The sequence below is a fragment of the Paeniglutamicibacter psychrophenolicus genome (assembly GCF_030812255.1).
Lineage (GTDB): Bacteria > Actinomycetota > Actinomycetes > Actinomycetales > Micrococcaceae > Paeniglutamicibacter > Paeniglutamicibacter psychrophenolicus_A.
In genome coordinates, this window is the sequence record NZ_JAUSSH010000004.1 from 138,539 (window position 1) to 156,475 (window position 17,937).

11 protein-coding genes and 3 riboswitches are annotated in these 17,937 nt (G+C 65.2%); of the genes, 4 read left to right on the forward strand and 7 right to left on the reverse strand.

The window, feature by feature from the left end; translation table 11 throughout:
* Positions 1-44: 44 nt before the first annotated feature.
* The 4 genes from J2T21_RS08020 to J2T21_RS08035 are packed head-to-tail and all read right to left on the reverse strand — an operon-like array spanning position 45 to position 5,247.
* On the reverse strand, positions 45-1,682 hold the full coding sequence (locus tag J2T21_RS08020; RefSeq protein ID WP_307580274.1) for a dipeptide ABC transporter ATP-binding protein: 1,638 nt from the start codon (positions 1,680-1,682) through the stop codon (positions 45-47).
* Positions 1,683-1,695: 13 nt separating this feature from the next.
* Entirely contained in the window at positions 1,696-2,604 is a 909-nt protein-coding gene (locus J2T21_RS08025; RefSeq protein ID WP_307580275.1) for an ABC transporter permease, read from the reverse strand.
* An 18-nt stretch (positions 2,605-2,622) separates the two neighbouring features.
* Entirely contained in the window at positions 2,623-3,582 is a 960-nt protein-coding gene (locus J2T21_RS08030) for an ABC transporter permease (protein WP_307580278.1), read from the reverse strand.
* A 6-nt stretch (positions 3,583-3,588) separates the two neighbouring features.
* The gene (locus J2T21_RS08035; protein ID WP_307580279.1) at positions 3,589-5,247 is read right to left on the reverse strand and encodes an ABC transporter substrate-binding protein; all 1,659 of its coding nucleotides are present in this window, start codon (positions 5,245-5,247) and stop codon (positions 3,589-3,591) included.
* A gap of 105 nt (positions 5,248-5,352) precedes the next feature.
* Positions 5,353-5,447: riboswitch (SAM riboswitch) on the reverse strand.
* A 509-nt stretch (positions 5,448-5,956) separates the two neighbouring features.
* On the opposite strand from J2T21_RS08035, the gene J2T21_RS08040 reads away from it, so the two are divergent.
* Positions 5,957-6,610 (forward strand): DUF1345 domain-containing protein, encoded by a 654-nt coding sequence (locus tag J2T21_RS08040; protein WP_307580281.1) that lies wholly within the window; start codon positions 5,957-5,959, stop codon positions 6,608-6,610.
* Positions 6,611-6,678: 68 nt separating this feature from the next.
* Here J2T21_RS08040 and J2T21_RS08045 read toward each other — a convergent pair whose 3' ends face one another.
* Together J2T21_RS08045 and J2T21_RS08050 are read right to left on the reverse strand one after the other, a co-directional pair.
* Positions 6,679-8,082, reverse strand: a complete 1,404-nt coding sequence (locus J2T21_RS08045) for an LLM class flavin-dependent oxidoreductase (RefSeq protein WP_307580283.1) — start codon at positions 8,080-8,082, stop codon at positions 6,679-6,681.
* An 80-nt stretch (positions 8,083-8,162) separates the two neighbouring features.
* Positions 8,163-9,500: an acyl-CoA dehydrogenase family protein gene (locus J2T21_RS08050; protein WP_307580285.1), complete on the reverse strand. Its 1,338-nt coding sequence runs from the start codon at positions 9,498-9,500 to the stop codon at positions 8,163-8,165.
* Between the two features lie 6 nt (positions 9,501-9,506).
* Positions 9,507-9,603: riboswitch (SAM riboswitch) on the reverse strand.
* A gap of 420 nt (positions 9,604-10,023) precedes the next feature.
* Positions 10,024-10,114, forward strand: a riboswitch (SAM riboswitch).
* A gap of 6 nt (positions 10,115-10,120) precedes the next feature.
* Between J2T21_RS08050 and acs the strand changes: the two genes are divergently transcribed.
* Both acs and katG read left to right on the forward strand, forming a co-directional pair.
* On the forward strand, positions 10,121-12,088 hold the full coding sequence (acs, locus tag J2T21_RS08055; RefSeq protein ID WP_307580287.1) for an acetate--CoA ligase: 1,968 nt from the start codon (positions 10,121-10,123) through the stop codon (positions 12,086-12,088).
* 551 nt (positions 12,089-12,639) lie between these two features.
* Positions 12,640-14,829, forward strand: coding sequence for a catalase/peroxidase HPI (gene katG, locus J2T21_RS08060; protein WP_307580289.1), 2,190 nt, complete (start codon positions 12,640-12,642; stop codon positions 14,827-14,829).
* Positions 14,830-14,898: 69 nt separating this feature from the next.
* On the opposite strand, the gene J2T21_RS08065 is transcribed toward katG, so the two are convergent.
* A complete protein-coding gene (locus tag J2T21_RS08065; RefSeq protein ID WP_307580291.1) occupies positions 14,899-16,128 on the reverse strand; it encodes a flavin-containing monooxygenase in 1,230 nt (409 codons plus the stop codon).
* 150 nt (positions 16,129-16,278) lie between these two features.
* On the opposite strand from J2T21_RS08065, the gene J2T21_RS08070 reads away from it, so the two are divergent.
* Positions 16,279-17,718, forward strand: coding sequence for an IS481 family transposase (locus J2T21_RS08070; protein ID WP_307580293.1), 1,440 nt, complete (start codon positions 16,279-16,281; stop codon positions 17,716-17,718).
* Positions 17,719-17,937 lie beyond the last annotated feature (219 nt).

Genomic DNA, 17,937 nt, shown 5'->3' on the forward strand with positions numbered 1-17,937 from the left:
TCTTCCTTTGCATCCATGAGTTTCAAGAAATTGTTGTCCAAGGCCTAATTCGTTGCCATCTCGCGCAGCAGCGCCCCGGGGTTCGAATCCAGCAGGAGTCTGGTGTATTCGCTGGCGGGACTGTTCAGGACCTGTGCGGCCGCCCCGACCTCGACCAACCGGCCTTGGCGCATGACTCCCACATCGTGGGAAATGCGTTCGACCACATGCAGGTCGTGGGAAATAAAGAGGTAGGACAGGCCCTGGCTGACCTGGAGGTCTTCCAGGAGCGCCAAGATCTGCGCCTGGGTCAAGACGTCGAGCGCGGAAAGGGCCTCGTCCAGCACCAGCGTCTTGGCTCCCAGGGCCAGCGCCCGGGCAATGGCCACGCGTTGGCGCTGCCCGCCGGAGAGCTCCTTGGCACCCAATGCGGCCATGCGGCTGGGCAGGTTGACCGCGTCCAGCAGCTCGGCCACCCGGATCCTGCGTTCGGCCTTGCTGCCGACCTTGTAGTTCTCAAGCGGCTCGCTGATGATCCGGGACACCGAGTAGCGCGGGTCCAGGGCCGAATCCGGGTTTTGGTACACCAGCTGCAGGCTGCGCCAGAGTTCGCGCTTGGCGGCCCCGCGCACGTGGGTGACGTCCTGCCCGTGGATTTTCACGATTCCGGCGGTGGGTTCCAGCAGCCTCATGATCATCCGGGCGGTCGTGGATTTTCCGGAACCGGACTCGCCCACCAGGGAGAAGGTCGTGCCGGGGCGCACCGCGAACGAGACCTCCTCCACGGCCGCGCGTTCGTTCTTCCCGCTGCCGAAGATCTTGCCCAGGCCCGCAACCTCGATGGCCGGGACCTCGATGCCGCGGGCTGCATCGGCGGTTCGTGATTCGTCGCCCGAGGCGGTGGCCTCGGTGAGCAGCATCCGGGTGTAGGGGTGTTCGGGTGCCCGCAGGATCTCACGCACCGGGCGGTCCTCGCGGATCCGCCCGTGCTGCATGACCACGATGCGGTCGGCGATGTCCGTGGCCACGGCGAGGTCGTGGGTCACGAAGATGACAGCGGTTCCCAGTTCGCGCGCCAGCTTGGTGAAGACCTCCAGGACCGTCTGCTGGACCGTGACGTCCAGTGCGGAGGTGGGCTCGTCGGCAATCAGCAGCGCGGGCTCCAGCGCGAAGGCGATGGCAATGAGCACCCGCTGCTTCAGCCCGCCCGAAAGCTCGTGCGGGTACTGGCCGATGCGCTGTTCCGGGGTGTCGATCCCGACCAGCTCCAGCAGCCGGATGACTTCGGCGCGCAGCTGCGCCTTGGAGCGCTTGCGGCCCTGCGGGTGCAGGCGGAACACCTCGGAGATCTGGGAGCCCACGGTCTTCACCGGGTCCAGGGAAGCGCCGGGATCCTGCGGGACCATGCCGATGCGCCGGCCGCGGATCGATTCCAGCTCCTTGGCCGCCATGTCCAGGAGGTTCCCGCCGGCCAGGTCGATGCTGCCGTCCAGGATCCTTGCTGATTCGGGAAGCAAGCCGATGATGGCCTTGGACAGGGTGGACTTGCCCGAACCGGACTCGCCGACCAGGGCAACGATTTCCCCGGGCTTGAGTGCGAGGTCGATGTTCTCCGCGGCGACGACTGCTTCGTCGCCGTGACCGTAGGTGATGCTTAGCCCACGGATATCCAGCAATGCGGGTGCCGCGTTTATGGTGCTCATGCTGTTCTCCTGGCTAGAAACGGAAGATCTTGTGGAGCTGGCGGCCGAGTCCCGCAAGCAGGATGACCACCGCGACGATGACCACGCCCGGAAGGGTCGTGAGCCACCAGGCCGAGGCGAGGTATTGGCGTCCCTCGGCGATGAGCAGGCCCCACTCGGGGGTCGGCGGCGGGGACCCGAAGCCCAGGAAGCCGAGCCCGGAGATTGCCAGGATGGCCACACCGAGGTCCACGGCCAGCAGCGCCAGGACCGGGCCGCAGGAGTTGGGCAGGATGTGCTTGGAGACCACCGACCAGTAGGTTCCGCCGTTCATGAACGCGGCTTCCACGTAGTCGAGGCTGCGCACGCGCAGCACCTCCGAGCGGACGACGCGGGCGAAGGACGCGATGGAGGCGATGCCCACGCCGATGCCCAGGGAGATCGGGCCCGGGGCGAAGGCCGTGACGATGATCAGCGAAACCAGGAAGCCCGGAACGGCCAGCAGCACGTCAATCAGGCGCATGGTCACGGTGTCGGCGGCACGTCCCGCGGTTGCGGCCAACAGGCCCAGGCCGGTTCCCACCACGAGCCCGATGGACACGGCCAGTCCCGCGGTCAGCAGGGTCTGGCTGGTTCCATGGACCACCCGGGCAAACACGTCCCGGCCCAGGTGGTCGGTGCCGAACCAGTGTTCGGCACCGGGTGCCTGGAACTTCTGCGCGGGCACTCCGCTGATGGGGTCGAATCCGCTAAACAGCGCCGGGAACAGCGCCCAGCCCAGGACCATGGTCAGCGGGACGCAGGTGAGCCAGAAGGCGGGGGAACGAAGGGCTCCTGCCTTCCGCTTCGGCGCGGCAACCTCGTCCACCTTGAGGGGTGCAACGACCGGGACGTTGTCCTGGGCCTCGACCCGGGTCAACGGTTCATCTAGTTTGATGCTCATGGTTTTCTCCGTTCGTTCCTAGGCCACAAGTGCGCGCGGTGCCCCGTGCGTTCCACTCTTGAGGATCCGCGGATCCAGCAGCGGGTAAAGCAGGTCGACCACCAGGTTCACCACGACGAATGCCGTGGCCGTGAGCAGCACGAGCCCCTGGACCAGGGCAACGTCCTGCGCCGTGACCGACTGCAGCACGACCTGGCCCAGGCCCGAGCGGGCGAACACCGTCTCGGTGATGACGGATCCGGCCAGCAGCGTTCCCACGGTGATCCCGCTGATGGTCATGGCCGGTGCCGCGGCGTTCTTCAGGGTGTGGCGGAAGAAGATCCACGAGGGTGAAGCACCCTTGGCGCGCAGCACGTCGATGAACGGCTGGGCGTGCACATTGTCCACGCTCTTGAGGAGCACCTGGGCGATCGGGGCGGAGACGTGGATGGCCAGCACGAGCACCGGAACGGCGATCGAGGCAAAGGACCCGTCCGGGAACAACGACATGATTCCCAACTTGATGGACAGCACCTGCAGGAGCACCAGCCCCAGCCAAAACACCGGGACCGCGGCGAAGAGCGGCGGCAGGTTGAGCACCACCCGCTTCAGCCACGGCTTGCGTGCCAACGTGGCCGAGGCGACCAGCACCACCGCGAAGACGACCGCGGTGACGAAGGCGCTGGAGGCCAGCACCAGCGTCGATCCGACGACGGCGCCGATGCGTTCGCCGACCGGCTGGCCCGAGGCCAGCGAGTATCCGAAGTCCCCGGTGAAGAGGCCAACCAGTTGGCTGAAGTACTGCACGATCAACGGCTGGTCGTAGCCGTACTGCGCCTTCATGGCGGCAATGGTTGCCGGGTCGGCCGCAGCATCGGCTGAAAGGAAAATCGTTACCGGGTCATTGGGCAGCAACTGCACGGCCAGGAAGACCAAGGTGTAGGCAAGCCAAATGACGAGCAAGGCCTGTCCGATGCGTCGCGCGATGTATGCGGCCATGGTTGGCTACTTTCCGGTCTTCCAGGCGCCCTGGAAGATCGGGGCGGTGCCGGAGGTGAACTCGACGTGTGCGTCGGAGTTGCCGCCGTAGACCTGGACTTCGTCCCACAGGACGAGGGACAGGGCCTTTTCGGTGACCAGCTGGCGCTGTTCCTCGGCGACCAGTTCCTTGTGCTCCGATTCGCTGGTGGCGGCACGTTCCTTGGCGAAGAGTGCGTTGAGCTCGGTGTCGGCGTTCAGCGTCTGGGTGTTGTTGGCCGGCCCGAAGACCGGGCCCAGTCCGCCGTAGGCAAACTGGCGGGTACCGAAGAACTCGATGTTCGGATCGATCATGGCCGTCGCCAGGAAGGTGTTGTCGGCGGCGCGGTTGATGAGCTTGACGCCGATTTCGCGCCACTGCTGTTCGATCAATTCGAAGGCCGGCTTGATGACGACGGAGTTGTTCGAGCTGGTGATGGTGAGCTCCAGCTTCTTGCCGTCCTTCTCGCGGACGCCGTCGGCCCCCACGACCCAGCCTGCCTCGTCGAGCAGGGCCTTGGACTTTTCCGGGTTGTAGGCCAGGTCCGCGGACAGGTCGATGAATCCGGGTGCCGCGTGGTTCAGGACCGAATCGGCAATGACATAGCTGTCGGAAAGGACGGTGTCCTTGATGGACTGGCGGTCGATGCCGGCCTGGAGCGCCTGGCGCACCTTGGCGTCGGCGAGCTTGCCGCTGCCGATACGCACCGCTGCCATGTTGGTGGTCAGGTCGACGCCCTGGGCCGGAAGGACCTGGTCCCCGCTGCCCTTGAGCGCCTGCTCGTCCACGGGCTGGAGTCCGCGTACCAGGTCGACCTGGCCGGTTTGCACCGCGCCGGCCCGGTGGGCGACCTCGGGCAGGTACTTCACCACGAGCTTGTCCAGGTATGCGGCGCCCTGGTTGGGGGCCGTCTCCGACGCCCACTTGTAGTCGGCGCGCTTGGCGAAGGTGACTTCCTCGTCGGTCTTCTCGGATTCAAAGACGAACGGGCCGGATCCGACGATCTTGGCGATCGCCGACTGTCCGGCGTTGTCCAGCTTCAGCGTCGCCGGGGAAACCAGGCCCGCGGTGACCGACGAAGTGGCGCGCAGGAAGTTGGCGTCCGGTGCCTTGAGCGCGACCTTGACCTGGTTCTTCCCTACGACCTTCGAAGACTTGTAGGAGGCGAAATCGACGTTCGGTGCGACCTGCGCATCCTTGATTCCCAGCCCAAGCGCGTCCAGGTTCTCCTTCACGGCCTTGGCATCGAGCGGAGTTCCGTCGGAGAAGGTCACGCCGTCTCGGATGGTGAAGGTGAATTCGGTCTGGTCCTTGCTGGCGCTGAACTCGGAGGCAATCCAGCCCACAAGCTTTCCCGATTCCGTGTCGAAATAGGTCAGGCGGTCCAGCACGCTGTTGAGGACGTTGGACTTCTCGTAGAAGCGTGCGGCCTGGGTCTGCCAGTTGTTGATCGGGGTGACCTCCGCGTAGACGAAGGTTCCTCCCTGGACCGGCTCCGTGCTGACCGGGCCGGCCGCGTTGCCCGTTGTCTGTGCTCCGGACCCGCAGGCGCTCAGTGCAAGGGTGGCGACGGAAAGGACGCTAAGGATCTTGACGCTGAGGCTGGCGCGAGTACGTCGCTTGGCCGGTGGGTTGGTGTTGCCCATGAGTATTTCCCTCTCGGTTCACCCGAGGAACGCCGCGACATGGCTGGCCCATCGGACACCGCGTGGGGCTTGACGGTATTCGGTGGACCGCGCAGAGTTTGGCTATCTCCATCGGTCCTGGCGGTAGCACCGGATCCCCGTGACGGGAGTGGTTGCTGCGACGTCAACGAGCCAGGTCTCTCAGTCGCTCTGGATGGTGTGTGCCCGCAAGCGGCTGGTTGCCGACCTCGAACACTTCAAGTGTGTCGCAGGATCTTCGATATGACCAAGGGGATGGGCCCTACGGTGAAACAAATCGACGCAATGGATCGATTTTGTGGATGAATCGCTTCACGCAGTGTCACAAGACCGATTGTGAAGCCTCGATTTTCGGCTGCTTGCGTCATCATCGCTTCATATTGATAATGACGGGCCGGAATCAGTGGCGCTTCAGCATCCTGCGAGATGCCTTGCCGGGCAGAACGGCCAAACCCGGCAGTCCTCGCCGTGTCCAGGGATGGCGGCCACGGCCGGGGGAACACCGAAGGAACCTGCCGGGACCCCCAAAGCCCCCAAGGCCGGCGGTCCCGTCCACTCGCAAGATCTTCCGTCGTTTGACCAAGACCTCACGATGGGGAACCCCGTTTGCCCGCGGCCCGATGAGCATCCGCGGGGGCCAAGCCCCGGTCCAACATATGCCAATGTGCCCCGAACGTGGTTGGATCGGCACATGAAAAGCACAGTGTCCCAGCGCGCCAGACATCGCAGGTTGCGCGTTCTGGGCATGCTCGCCGGCGGGGTCGCCGCCACGGCACTGACCGGCCTCCTGGGAGCTTGGGTTTATGCCCCGGCCGTTGGCTGGACAGTCGCCGCGCTGATTTACAACGCCTGGGTGTGGATCACCATTGCCCCCATGGACCATGCCCGCACCGCGGCCCACGCACAGGAGGAAGACCCTGGTTTCCGGACCACGGACCTGCTGATCCTCTTCGCGGCCATCGGTTCCCTGGCCGCGGTCGTGATGGTGATGGCCGGCAGCAGGGACCTTGCGGTAGACGCCAGGTTGCCATTGGCGCTGTTGGCACTGACCTGCACCGCGATGTCGTGGTTGATGGTCCATACGCTCTACACGTTGCACTACGCCATGATCTATTACAGCGGCACACCCGGCGGCATCGAATTCAACCATGACGAGCGCCCGCAATACACGGACGTCGCCTACATGGCATTCAGCGTGGGCATGACCTACCAGGTCTCGGACACCAGCATCACCACGCGCGAAATGCGCTCGGCAGTCTTGCGCCACAGCTTGCTGGCTTTCCTTTTGGCACCGGCGTCCTGGCCACCACCATCAACCTGGTGGTCAGTCTGGCAGCTTAAATGACGTCGGGAGGCGACACACCATAGGTGTACCGCCTCCCCAACCAGCAGGAAGCGATCCCTTGTTATTGCCTACTTGACCACGGCGTTCGAGAACCGGTAGTTTGCCGCGCGGTGCGAGTCCTGCACCCGGTCGCCCTTGCCGAAAAGCTTGTTGCGCAGCGTGCCCTCGACGTATTCGGTCGGGTACGCACCGCGGGCCTGCAGCTCGGGCACGATGAACTCGACGATGTCCTCGAAGGTGCCCGGGGTGATCGCGTAGGCCAGGTTGAACCCGTCGACGTCGGTGTCCTGCACCCACTCGATCAGCTTGTCGGCGACCTCGGACGGCGAGCCGACCGTGATGGGGCCAAAGCCGCCAACGCCCACCCACTCGGCCAGCTGGCGGATCGTCCACGGGTTCCCGGCGTCCCCGCTGGCCTTCTGGAAGGTTGCCACGGAGGACTGGATGGCATTGGACTTCACGTTGTCGCCAATGACGTCGTCCGGACCGTAGGTGGACAGGTCGATGCCCATCCAGCCCGAGATCAGGGCCAGCGCGCCGTCGATGTCGGCGTAGGACTTGTAGTCCTCGAACTTCGCCTGGGCCGCTGCGGAGTCCACATCCGTGATGATGGTCTGCATGGCGTAGATGCGTACGTCGTAGCGGTCGCGGCCGGCGGCCTCGACCTCGTCGCGGATCTTGGTAACGGTGGCCTTGAGCAGTTCCTTGGTCGGGGAGGTCACGAAGACGGCTTCGGCGTTCTCCGAGGCGAACTTCAGCCCGCGCGGCGAGGTGCCCGCCTGGAAGACGACCGGAGTGCGCTGCGGGCTGGGCTCGGTGATCGCGATGCCCGGGACCTTGAAGTACTTGCCCTCGTGCTTGATCTCGTGGACCTTGGCCGGGTCGGTGAAGATGCCGCGCTCGGCGTCGCGCACCACCGCGTCCTCTTCCCAGGAACCCTCGAGCAGCTTGTACACGACCTCCATGTACTCGTCGGCGTGGTTGTAGCGCTCGTCGTGCTCGAGCTGGTCCTCCTGTCCCATGTTCCGGGCGGCGGAGGGCAGGTAGCCGGTCACCACGTTCCAGCCGATGCGGCCCTTGGTCAAGTGGTCAAGGGTGGCCAGACGGCGGGCGAACGGGTACGGGTGCTCATAGGCGGTCCCGGCGGTGACGCCGAAGCCGAGGTTCTCGGTCACCGAGGCCATGGCAGAGACGAGCATGAACGGGTCGTTGACCGGGACCTGGGTGCCGGCACGCAGCGGAACCTCGTTTGAGCCGCCGAAGACGTCGTAGGTGCCCAGCACGTCGGCGATGAAGATGCCGTCAAACTTGCCCTTCTCCAGGGTCTTGGCCAGGTCGGTCCAGTAGGACAGGTCCTTGTAGCGCGCGGACTCGTCCTTGGGGTGCTTCCACAAACCCGGGGACTGGTGTCCGACGCAGTTCATGTCGAAGGCGTTGAAGCGGATCTGGCGTGTGGCCGGCGTCGTGCTCATGGTTGTCCTTTGCGGGAGTGTCGGGTGGTTGTCGGTCCGGTACGGGACGGACCGGCGGGGTGGGTTCTGGGGGCGGATGCCTAGTGCAGGGCGGTGGCCGGCGTGGGGCCGACATCACCGATGGCGTTCAGCTGCCGGGGCGCCGTGCCGTTGACCTCGTAGTCGCCGATGATGCGTGACTTGTAGATCGCCGGGTTGTGGGTGGCCACGGTGCGGGCGTTGCGCCAGTGCCGATCGAGGTTGCAGCTCGTGGCGGTTGCCGAGGCGCCCAACCCGTCAAAGAGCTTGGTCGCCGCGGAGAGCGCCAGCGGCTGCACGATCGCCTGGGCACGGTCCGCCGAGAGCTCGCAGACCGCGAAGCGCTCGGCCGCGCTCAGCGACGCGTCGGCCAGGGCAACCTCGATCTCCGCGACGGCGGCCAGGACGATGGAATCCACGGCGAACGCCGTGCCGGAAATCTCCCCGACCAGCTGCAGCACCTGCGGCTCCTCGCGCACCGGAACGCCTGTTCCGGTGCTGAAGGATCGGGTGCGGGCCTGGACTGCGGAGCGCACGTCGTTGAGTGCCGCACGGGTGATTCCGGCTTGGACGGCCAGGAGCACCAGTTGGAAGATCGCGGATTCAGGATCGTTGATCTGCTGTTCCTCGGGAAGGACCGTGTCCACCGGGACGTTCTCGAACGTGGTCGACCCGGTCCCGGTGAGCTGCTGGCCGAAGCCGTTCCAGTCGTCAAAGATCTTGACCCCGGAGTGCTGGGTGGAGACCACGGCGATCTGCCGTCCGGCCCGGGTCGGATGAGCCGCAGCGACGGCGACCCAGTCGGCGTAGATGGTGCCGGTGCAATAGTATTTTTCGCCGTTGAGGATCCAGCGCTCGCCATTCTTGGCAATGGTCGTGTTCAGCGTGCCCAACCGGTTTCCACCGCGCTCGGTGTAGGCGTTGCCGATGATCTGTCCGGCGACAATGCGCTCGACCCAGCGGTGCCGCTGGGCGACGTCTTCGAATTGCAGCACGGATTCCACGAAGCCGATGTGCGAACGCCACAGGTGTGCGACCTGCGAATCGGCTTCTCCCAGCTCGATGAGCAGGCGGAACATATCCAGCAGGCTGGCCCCGTAGCCGCCCTCGGCCGCCGGGATGCGCAGGGCACCGAAGCGCTCGCGGTTGAGCCAGCCGACAGGCTCGAATGGAAGGGTCCTGTTCGCGTCGCGCTCGCTGGCACCCGCGGCGATCTTGGCGAAGACCGGACGGAAGATTGCGGCCAGCTCGTCGTAGTGCCCGTCCTTGGGGACTCCGGGGGTGAGCTTGAGCAGGTGCCTGGCAGCGGTGTGCCCGGTGAACGCGTCAAGATTGACGGCCCCGAAAATGTTCGGATCCGCTTCGACATTGTGTGCATCGTTGAAAGACTCGACAGCCATGATTTCTCTCCATCGGTTCTGGCGTGAGCACCTACCGCCCAATTAAGGGGAGGGGTTGCTGCGGCGTCATCGAGCCAGATCTCTCGGCCGCTCTGGATGGTTGTTGGTCATATTTCTACACGTCGCGGCGCAGGGGTGACAACTCGGATCGTCACAATTGGGCCCTGCGCCACCGGCTGGATGGCGATCCACCAACTCCGTCCGGCCCGCCGGAATCATCGGATGTGCGGCGTTCTTCAGGCCATTCATTCGAAGCATCTGCCAATATCCCTCGGACCTGCCGAAAAACCCCGTCGGCCGTACAATCATTGGCAAATAGGATGGTGGCATGAGACTTCCAGTGTCCTTCCCGGGTGCCAGCTGCACCGGGAACACTGATTCGCAGCGTTTACGCCATTCGATAATTTTCGATTTATACGAAGATTATTCGATCTTGAAACCAAGCAAAGCCTGACATCGAACGTTCCGTCACATTACGGTCGGTTTGCTCCCGTGACACGCCATCGAGTTTGATGAATGAAACTACCCATCCCGAGCGGCCGAGAGATCTGGCTCCCTGACGCCGCAGCAACCACCTCCGTCAGGTGAAGTGCTAACGCCAGAACCGATGGAGAAAAACAATGACTGAAACCCTTTTGCCCGTGCTCGCTGCCGAGGAAACCTTGTGGAGCGAGGACGAACGCCTCGCGTTCTGGGATGCCGCGGCGCGGCGCCTGAGCTGGTCCGAGGACTGGCACACCATCCACTCGAGCACCGGTGTCGATGCCGGGGCCCGGCGCGGGCCCGAGCTTCGCTGGTTTGAGGGCGGCAAGCTCAACGCCGCCTACAACTGTGTGGACCGCCACGTGGAAGCCGGGCGCGGCGACAAGGTCGCCCTGCACTTCGAGGGCGAGCCCGGCGACAGGACCACCGTCACCTACCAGGACCTGCAGGACCGGGTGTCCCGGGCCGCCAACGCGCTGCTTTCCCTGGGCGTGGGCAAGGGCGACCGCGTGGTCATCTACCTGCCCGTGCTCGTGGAAACCGTGGTCATCACCCTGGCCTGCGCGCGCATCGGCGCGGTGCACTCGCTGGTCTTCGGCGGCTTTTCCGCCGAGGCGCTGAGGTTCCGCGTCGAAGACACCGGCGCGAAGCTGCTGGTCACCACCGATGGGCAGTTCCGCCGCGGCGAGGCCGTCCCGGTCAAGGACAACGCCGATGCCGCGGTTTCCGGGGAGAACAGCATCGAACACGTGCTGGTGCTCCGGCGCACCGGGAACGAGATCGCCTGGACCGAAGGCCGGGACGTGTGGTGGCACGAGACCGTCGAAACTGCGAGCAAGGAGCACTCCCCCGAGGCCTTCGACGCCGAGACCCCGCTGTTTATTATGTACACCTCCGGCACCACCGGCCAGCCCAAGGGCCTGGTCCACACCACCGGCGGCTACCTGACGCAGGCCTCCTGGAGCCACGAGTTCCTCTTCTCCCACCCGGAACCCGCGCAGCGGGAAAACGATGTCCACTGGTGCACCGCGGACCTGGCCTGGGTCACCGCGCACACCTACGAGATCTACGGGCCGCTGTCCAACGGCGTCACCCAGGTCATCTACGAGGGCGTGCCCAACGCCCCGCACCCCGGGCGCCACTTCGAGATCATCGAACGCTACGGCGTGACCAGCTACTACACCGCGCCCACGCTGGTGCGCTCGCTGATGGGCTGGTTCCCCGACGGCGTCCCCGCCGACTACGACCTGTCCTCGATCCGATTGGCCGGAACCGTGGGCGAGGCCGTGAACCCGGAGGCATGGCGCTGGCTGCGCGGCCAGGTGGGGCGCGACACCCCCGCCGGCATTCCGATGGTCGACACCTGGTGGCAGTCCGAAACCGGCTCCACGATCCTTTCCCCGCGGCAGGGGGACACCGCGTTCAAGCCGGGCTGCGGCACCCGGGCGCTGCCCGGGGTAACCGTTGACATCGTCGACGAACAGGGAGCCGGGGTGGAGCCGAACGTGCAGGGCAACATCGTGTTGACCAAGACCGGGCCGGCCATGGCCCGCACCGTCTGGGGAAACCCCGAGCGCTACTACACCTCCTACTGGGAAAAGTATGCCGAGCAGGGCTGGTTCCTGGCCGGGGACGGGGCACGCTTCGATGCGGACGGGGACATCTGGATCCTGGGCCGCACGGACGACGTCATCAACATCTCCGGGCACCGGCTTTCGACCATCGAGATCGAATCCGCGCTGGTCACCCACCCGGCGGTCGTCGAGGCCGGGGTCTGCCCGACCAGCGACGCGAAGACCGGCCACGCGGCCACCGCGTTCGTGGTGCCCTTCGACAAGTCGGTGGTGGGAACGGACCTGTCCGGCGAGGCGCTGGCCAGGCAGCAGGCCCTCACCACCGAGCTGCGCAACCACGTGGCAACGCAGATCGGTCCCATCGCCAAGCCGCGCGAGATCGTCTTCGTGCCCGACGTTCCCAAGACCCGTTCGGGCAAGATAATGCGCCGCCTGCTGACGCAGCTCTTTGAGGGCAGCGCCCTGGGTGACACCACCAGCCTGCAGAACGAGCCCTGCATCGCGGAGATCAAGGAAATCTGCGAGCGCTAGAACCCCTTTGGCGCACTGCCAAGCGAGCCAGGCCGTACGGCCTTCGCCCCCCTTCCCGGCATCTTGGGAGGGGGGGCGATTCACGTGGACGCGGCAGCGACGCGCAAACCCATAGCGCCGGGCACGCTAGACGGTTAAGCTGGTTGCTGGGCGCTCCAGCCGGTCACGCCCGCCCGGACCGCATACCGCGATGCGGGATTCCACGAATCATTTCAGTCCGAATCCGCTCCGATCCCGGCGATGCCGGGATCGGCGGGAAAAGTTGAGCATGACAAAGCCTGTTGCGCTCGAGCCAGTGCCGCCCGAGGCATCCCTGCACATGACGCCCCGGCGGACCGCCGCGGCCTGCTCCAATCCGCATGCCAACACCAGCCCCGGCCCTGATACCGCGGGCCACAAGCACCCCTCGGCGTCGTGCCCGGCCGCAATCCTCCGCCATTCACGGGACAACCATCGACAACGCCGTGTTCGCCTTGGGGAAAGCAGCTCGCCTGTGCCTCGACACGGCACTTCGGCTCCCCCAGCCGACACATCCCCCTAAGAAGGAAGCCATGTCCGAAACCACGAGCGGCCAGTGCCCCGTATTCGACGCCGGCCGCGCCCACCCCACCTACGCCAACACCAACACCGAGTGGTGGCCGAACAAGCTCAACCTCAAGGTCCTGGCCAAGAACACCCCGGTGTCCAACCCGCTCGCCGCGGACTTCAACTACGCCGAGGCCTTCGAGGCCCTTGACCTGGACGCCGTGAAGGCAGACCTCGCCGAGGCCATGACCAGGTCCTACGACTGGTGGCCCGCCGACTACGGCCACTACGGGCCGCTCTTCGTGCGCATGGCCTGGCATTCCTCCGGCACCTACCGCAGCCACGACGGCCGCGGCGGCGGAGGGTCGGGCCAGCAGCGCTTCGCCCCGTTGAACTCCTGGCCGGACAACGTCAACCTGGACAAGGCCCGCCGCCTGCTGTGGCCGGTCAAGAAGAAGTACGGCCAGTCCATCTCCTGGGCCGACCTGATCATCCTGGCCGGCAATGTGGCCATGGAGACCATGGGATTTGAGACCTTCGGCTTTGCCGGCGGGCGCCCGGACGTCTGGGAAGCCGACGACGACGTGTACTGGGGCCCGGAGAAGGTCTGGCTGGACAACGAGCGCTACACCGGGAACCGCGAGCTGGCGGCCCCGCTGGCCGCGGTCCAGATGGGCCTGATCTACGTGAACCCGGAGGGGCCCGACGGCCTGGCCGATCCACTGGCCGCAGCCATCGACATCCGCGAGACCTTCCGCCGCATGGGCATGGACGACGAGGAGACCGTTGCGCTGATCGCCGGCGGCCACACCTTCGGCAAGACCCACGGCGCCGATGCCGAGTCCCACAAGGGCCCCGCCCCGGAGGCCGCACCGCTCCAGCTGCAGGGCCTGGGCTGGAAGTCCGGCCACGGCACCGGCCACGGGGACGACACCATCGGCTCGGGATTGGAAGTCACCTGGACCTACCACCCGACCCGCTGGGACAACGAGTACTTCCACATCCTCTTCGGCTACGAGTGGGAAATGTTCCTCTCCCCCGCCGGCGCCCAGCAATGGCGCCCGAAGGACGGTGCGGGCGCCGACCTGGTCCCGATGGCCCACAACCCCTCCCTGCGCCGCGAACCGCGCATGCTCACCACCGACCTGTCCCTGCGCTTCGACCCGATCTACGGCCCGATCTCGCGGAACTTCAAGGACAACCCGGAGAAGTTTGCCGACGCCTATGCCCGCGCATGGTTCAAGCTGACCCACCGCGACATGGGCCCGAAGTCCCGCTACCTGGGCAAGGAGGTCCCGGCCGAGGACCTTCCCTGGCAGGATCCGCTGCCACCCGCCCCGGAAACGACCCTGGGGGATCCGGAAATCGCGGCGCTGAAGGACATGGTCTCCGCCTCGGGCCTGGGCGTCGGGCAGCTGGTCTCCACCGCGTGGAAGGCCGCGGCGACCTTCCGTTCCTCGGACAAGCGCGGCGGGGCCAACGGCGGGCGCATCCGCCTTCAGCCGCAGGTCTCCTGGGCCGTGAACCAGCCCGAGCAGCTCAAACCCGTCATTGCCACGCTCGAGGGAATCGTTGACCGCTTCAACGCCACCTCGGAGATCAAGACCTCCTTCGCCGACGTGGTGGTGCTGGCGGGCAATGTGGGCATCGAACAGGCGGCGCGGGCCGCGGGCGCCGAAATCACCGTCCCGTTCACCCCGGGCCGCGTGGATGCCACCCAGGAGCAGACCGATGAGGAGCAGTTCGCGTGGCTTGAGCCGGTGGCCGACGCGTTCCGCAATTACGACTCGGGTTTGCTGAAGATGCCCAGCGAGTTCCTGCTGATCGACCGCGCGAACCTCTTGGGCCTCTCGGCCCCGGAGATGGCCGTGCTGCTCGGCGGGTTGCGCGTGCTGGGCAACAACTGGGACGGCTCGGACCTGGGTGTCTTCACCGACACCCCGGGCGCGCTGACCAACGACTTCTTCGTGAACCTCACCCAAATGGGCCTGGAGTGGATACCGGATGCCGAGGAACTGACCTACTCCACCGCCGACGGCCGCTTCAGGGGCAGCCGCGCGGACCTGGTTTTCGGCGCGGACTCCGAGCTGCGCGCCCTGGCCGAGGTGTACGCCTCGGACGACGCGCAGGAGAAGTTCGTGCGCGACTTCGCCGCCGCCTGGGCCAAGCTCATGGATGCCGACCGCTTCGAATTGCGGAGGCGTCTCCGGGCCTGATCGGGCCAGCGGGGGCAGGTGTTTCGCCCCCTCCGGTCCCCGCCCACATGCGGACCCGCGGCCGGCTGTTCAGCCGGCCGCGACCATCCGCTCGACCAGGTGGGCAGCGTCGGCACCGACCCCGGGGATCACCGCCGACGGCTCGGTGTGCAGCCACGGCAGCCCGATCGCGTAGAGGCCCGGCTGGACGGTGACGCCGCGGCGGTGCAGCGGGTAGCCCCATTCGTCCAGGATCGGCAGCCCCAGCCAGGAGAAGTCCAGCCGGTAGCCGGTGGCCCACACCACCGCGGCGATCCCTTCCGCATCCATGTCGAGATCGACTCCCCCCTCCGGCACCGGACCGAGGCCGGTGGCCGGTGGATCCTGCGGCAGCTCAAGCCCGGTGGCCGCTGCGTAGGCATCGAACATCGGGCGGGAACGCACGTCGAAGTCGGTCTCGGCAAAGGCCACCTTGCGGGCCACATCGTCCCCGAAACTCACCGTGGACCCGTCAACCCCAAGGACTTTCCCGTGCAGCACCGCACCACGTTCGGCGAGGAGGCGCGGAGAATCCTCGAACAGGTGCGGATGGCATTCGAAGCGGGCGGCCGGGGTCGGCAGGTCATCCACCGTGGGGACCCTCATGCCGAGTTCCGGGCCCCGTAGCAGCACCTGCATCAGCCACCAGTACAGGTTGCGGCCGCGGTAGCTGCGCGGGGCGCCGGTGCAGGAGGACACCGCCACGTGCACGCGCCGCCCGGCGGAGAGCAATTCGGAGGCGATCTGCGTGCCGGACTGCCCGGTCCCGACGACCAGTACCGCGCCCTCGGGCAATTGGCCCGGTTGCCGGTAGTCGTTGCTGTGCAGTTGCCGGACCGACTCCGGGAACCCGGCCGCCGCGGCCGGCAGGCTCGGCACCTGGAAGGGGCCGGTGGCCAGCACCACCCGGTGCGCCGAAATCGAGGCCCCCTGGGCGTGGACCAGGAATCCGCCGTTGGCCACTTCCATCCCGGTCACTTCGGTGGCCAGGCGCACCGGGGCGGCGATCCGCCCGGCGTATTCGCGGAACAACTCGATGACGGCATCGCGGCCCGACAACGCGTTGGGGTCGGGCCCGTCGTACGGCATGCCAGGCAGCTGGAGCGCGAAGTTCGGCGTGACCAGCCGAAAGCTGTCCCAGCGGTCCTGCCAGGCGCCGCCGAGTGCTTCGCGGCGGTCCACCAGCAGGTGCGCGATGCCCGCCTGGTTGAGCCAATAGCTGGTCGCGAGTCCGGCCTGGCCGGCGCCGACGACGAGCGTGTCCACTGTTTCGGTACCCATGATGTCCTCCCTGGGGCGGGATGTGATCTCTCAGAACATCGTTTACAACATCACTCAGGACATCGCTTACAGGATCTCTCAAGACATCGCTGACAGGTAGCAACTGCATGGCAGACCCGGATCTGACCTCAGGTTATTCGATAATAATGGGTGTCAAATACATTATCGGCGTCGGTACGCCGTCAAATCATTGAGTTCGATCCGGGTCTGCCAGACTCCCTCAGTATCTCGCAATTATGCGATCAACTGGGCATCAGCCGACCGTCCTATTACAAAGTCAAGAAACGCTATATCGCCGAAGGCAACAAGGCGCTGAACCCGCATTCCAGGGCTCCGAAGAGCCCGGCGAGGACTTACGGGGAGCCAACCAAGGAATTGGTGTTGCGGATCCGTCAACGCATGGCCAAAGCCGGTTGGGACCACGGCCCGCAATCAATCTGGTTCGAAGGTGTGGACTCCGGAGAATTTGGGGACCAGGTCCCGTCGGTGGCAACCATTGGACGAATCCTCGCCGAATCGGGCGTCACCAAAACCAACCCCCGAAAGCGACCGCGCAGTGCGTGGATGAGGTTCTCTCGGTCATATCCGATGGAGATGTGGCAGCTCGATGGGTTGGAATATCGGCTCTTCGACCAAGACGGCACCAAGGCAACGATCTACCAGCTCTTGGATGATGGAACCCGTTTTGATGTTGGGTCACTTTGCTTTGAACGACCCGAAAACAGCGAAGACGCGATCTCCACGTTGCGTGCAGCCTTCGACGAATACGGGGTTCCGCAGGAGCTTTTGACTGACAACGGACTCTCTTTCAACCAGGCCCGTCGTGGAAAGATTAGTAGCACAGAGATCTTCCTAGCCGAGCGTGGTTGTCGGGGCATCACGGGCCGTATTTGGCATCCAGAAACCCAAGGAAAAAACGAAAGAAGCCATCAGACCCTCGTCCGGTTTCTCGATGCTCACGCCCCCAAGAACCTCGATGATCTTTCCAAGCTTTTGGTGCGCTTCAGGGAGCACTACAACTATCGACGGCGTCATCAGTCTCTGAAGGTTGGAAGCACTCATCTCACCCCTGGCCAGGCATGGGAAGCAGGGGAACACCGGGGCTCCGACGGCACTCCCATTGGCATTGAGCAGTTGCAGGCCAAGGCTGATGCCTACCGCGACAAACAAATCGCTCTCAAAGCTGCTGCATCATCCACCGATACCGGTGGCACCATCATGGCCACGCAGCAACAGGCCCAGGAAGCTTTGCCCGTCCAGACCGGCAAGCTGCAGGACCAACCAAGTGACCTGGTGCAGATTACTCGCACCAACCCACAGATCTATTACCGTGGCCGTGCGTTTAAGGTGCCGACTCATCTGGTCGGCGAACACCGATTGGTCACCACCGAAACAGGATTTACGTTGTTCAGCACCCTTGATGGGGAGGAAAGTCTCTATTTTCCGTTGCCGCTGCGTCTTGCCTCCAGCAAAAAGCTGATGCCGCTGTGGCAGGTCCACGGTGCCCGCATCCGCGAACCGAGACCGGCGTGGGTGCTGAAGCGGATCGACTACGAAAAGCAGCATTACCAGCTGGAACTTACCGGCTGACTTGACTGAAAATCTGAGTGCACGCGGTGTCAGCGATGTTGTGAGTTTTGGTGTCAACGATGTGCTGACATCGTGTGTAAAGGAAGTGTCGAGTGCGTGTGTAAACGATGTAGTGAGTGCGACTGTAAACAAAGAAGCGAGTGTTCACACTCCCTGGGGCGGGATTGTTCCCTTGTGGTCTTGGTACCGAGGGTAGGGGGCGGAGGGGGCCGGCGACTT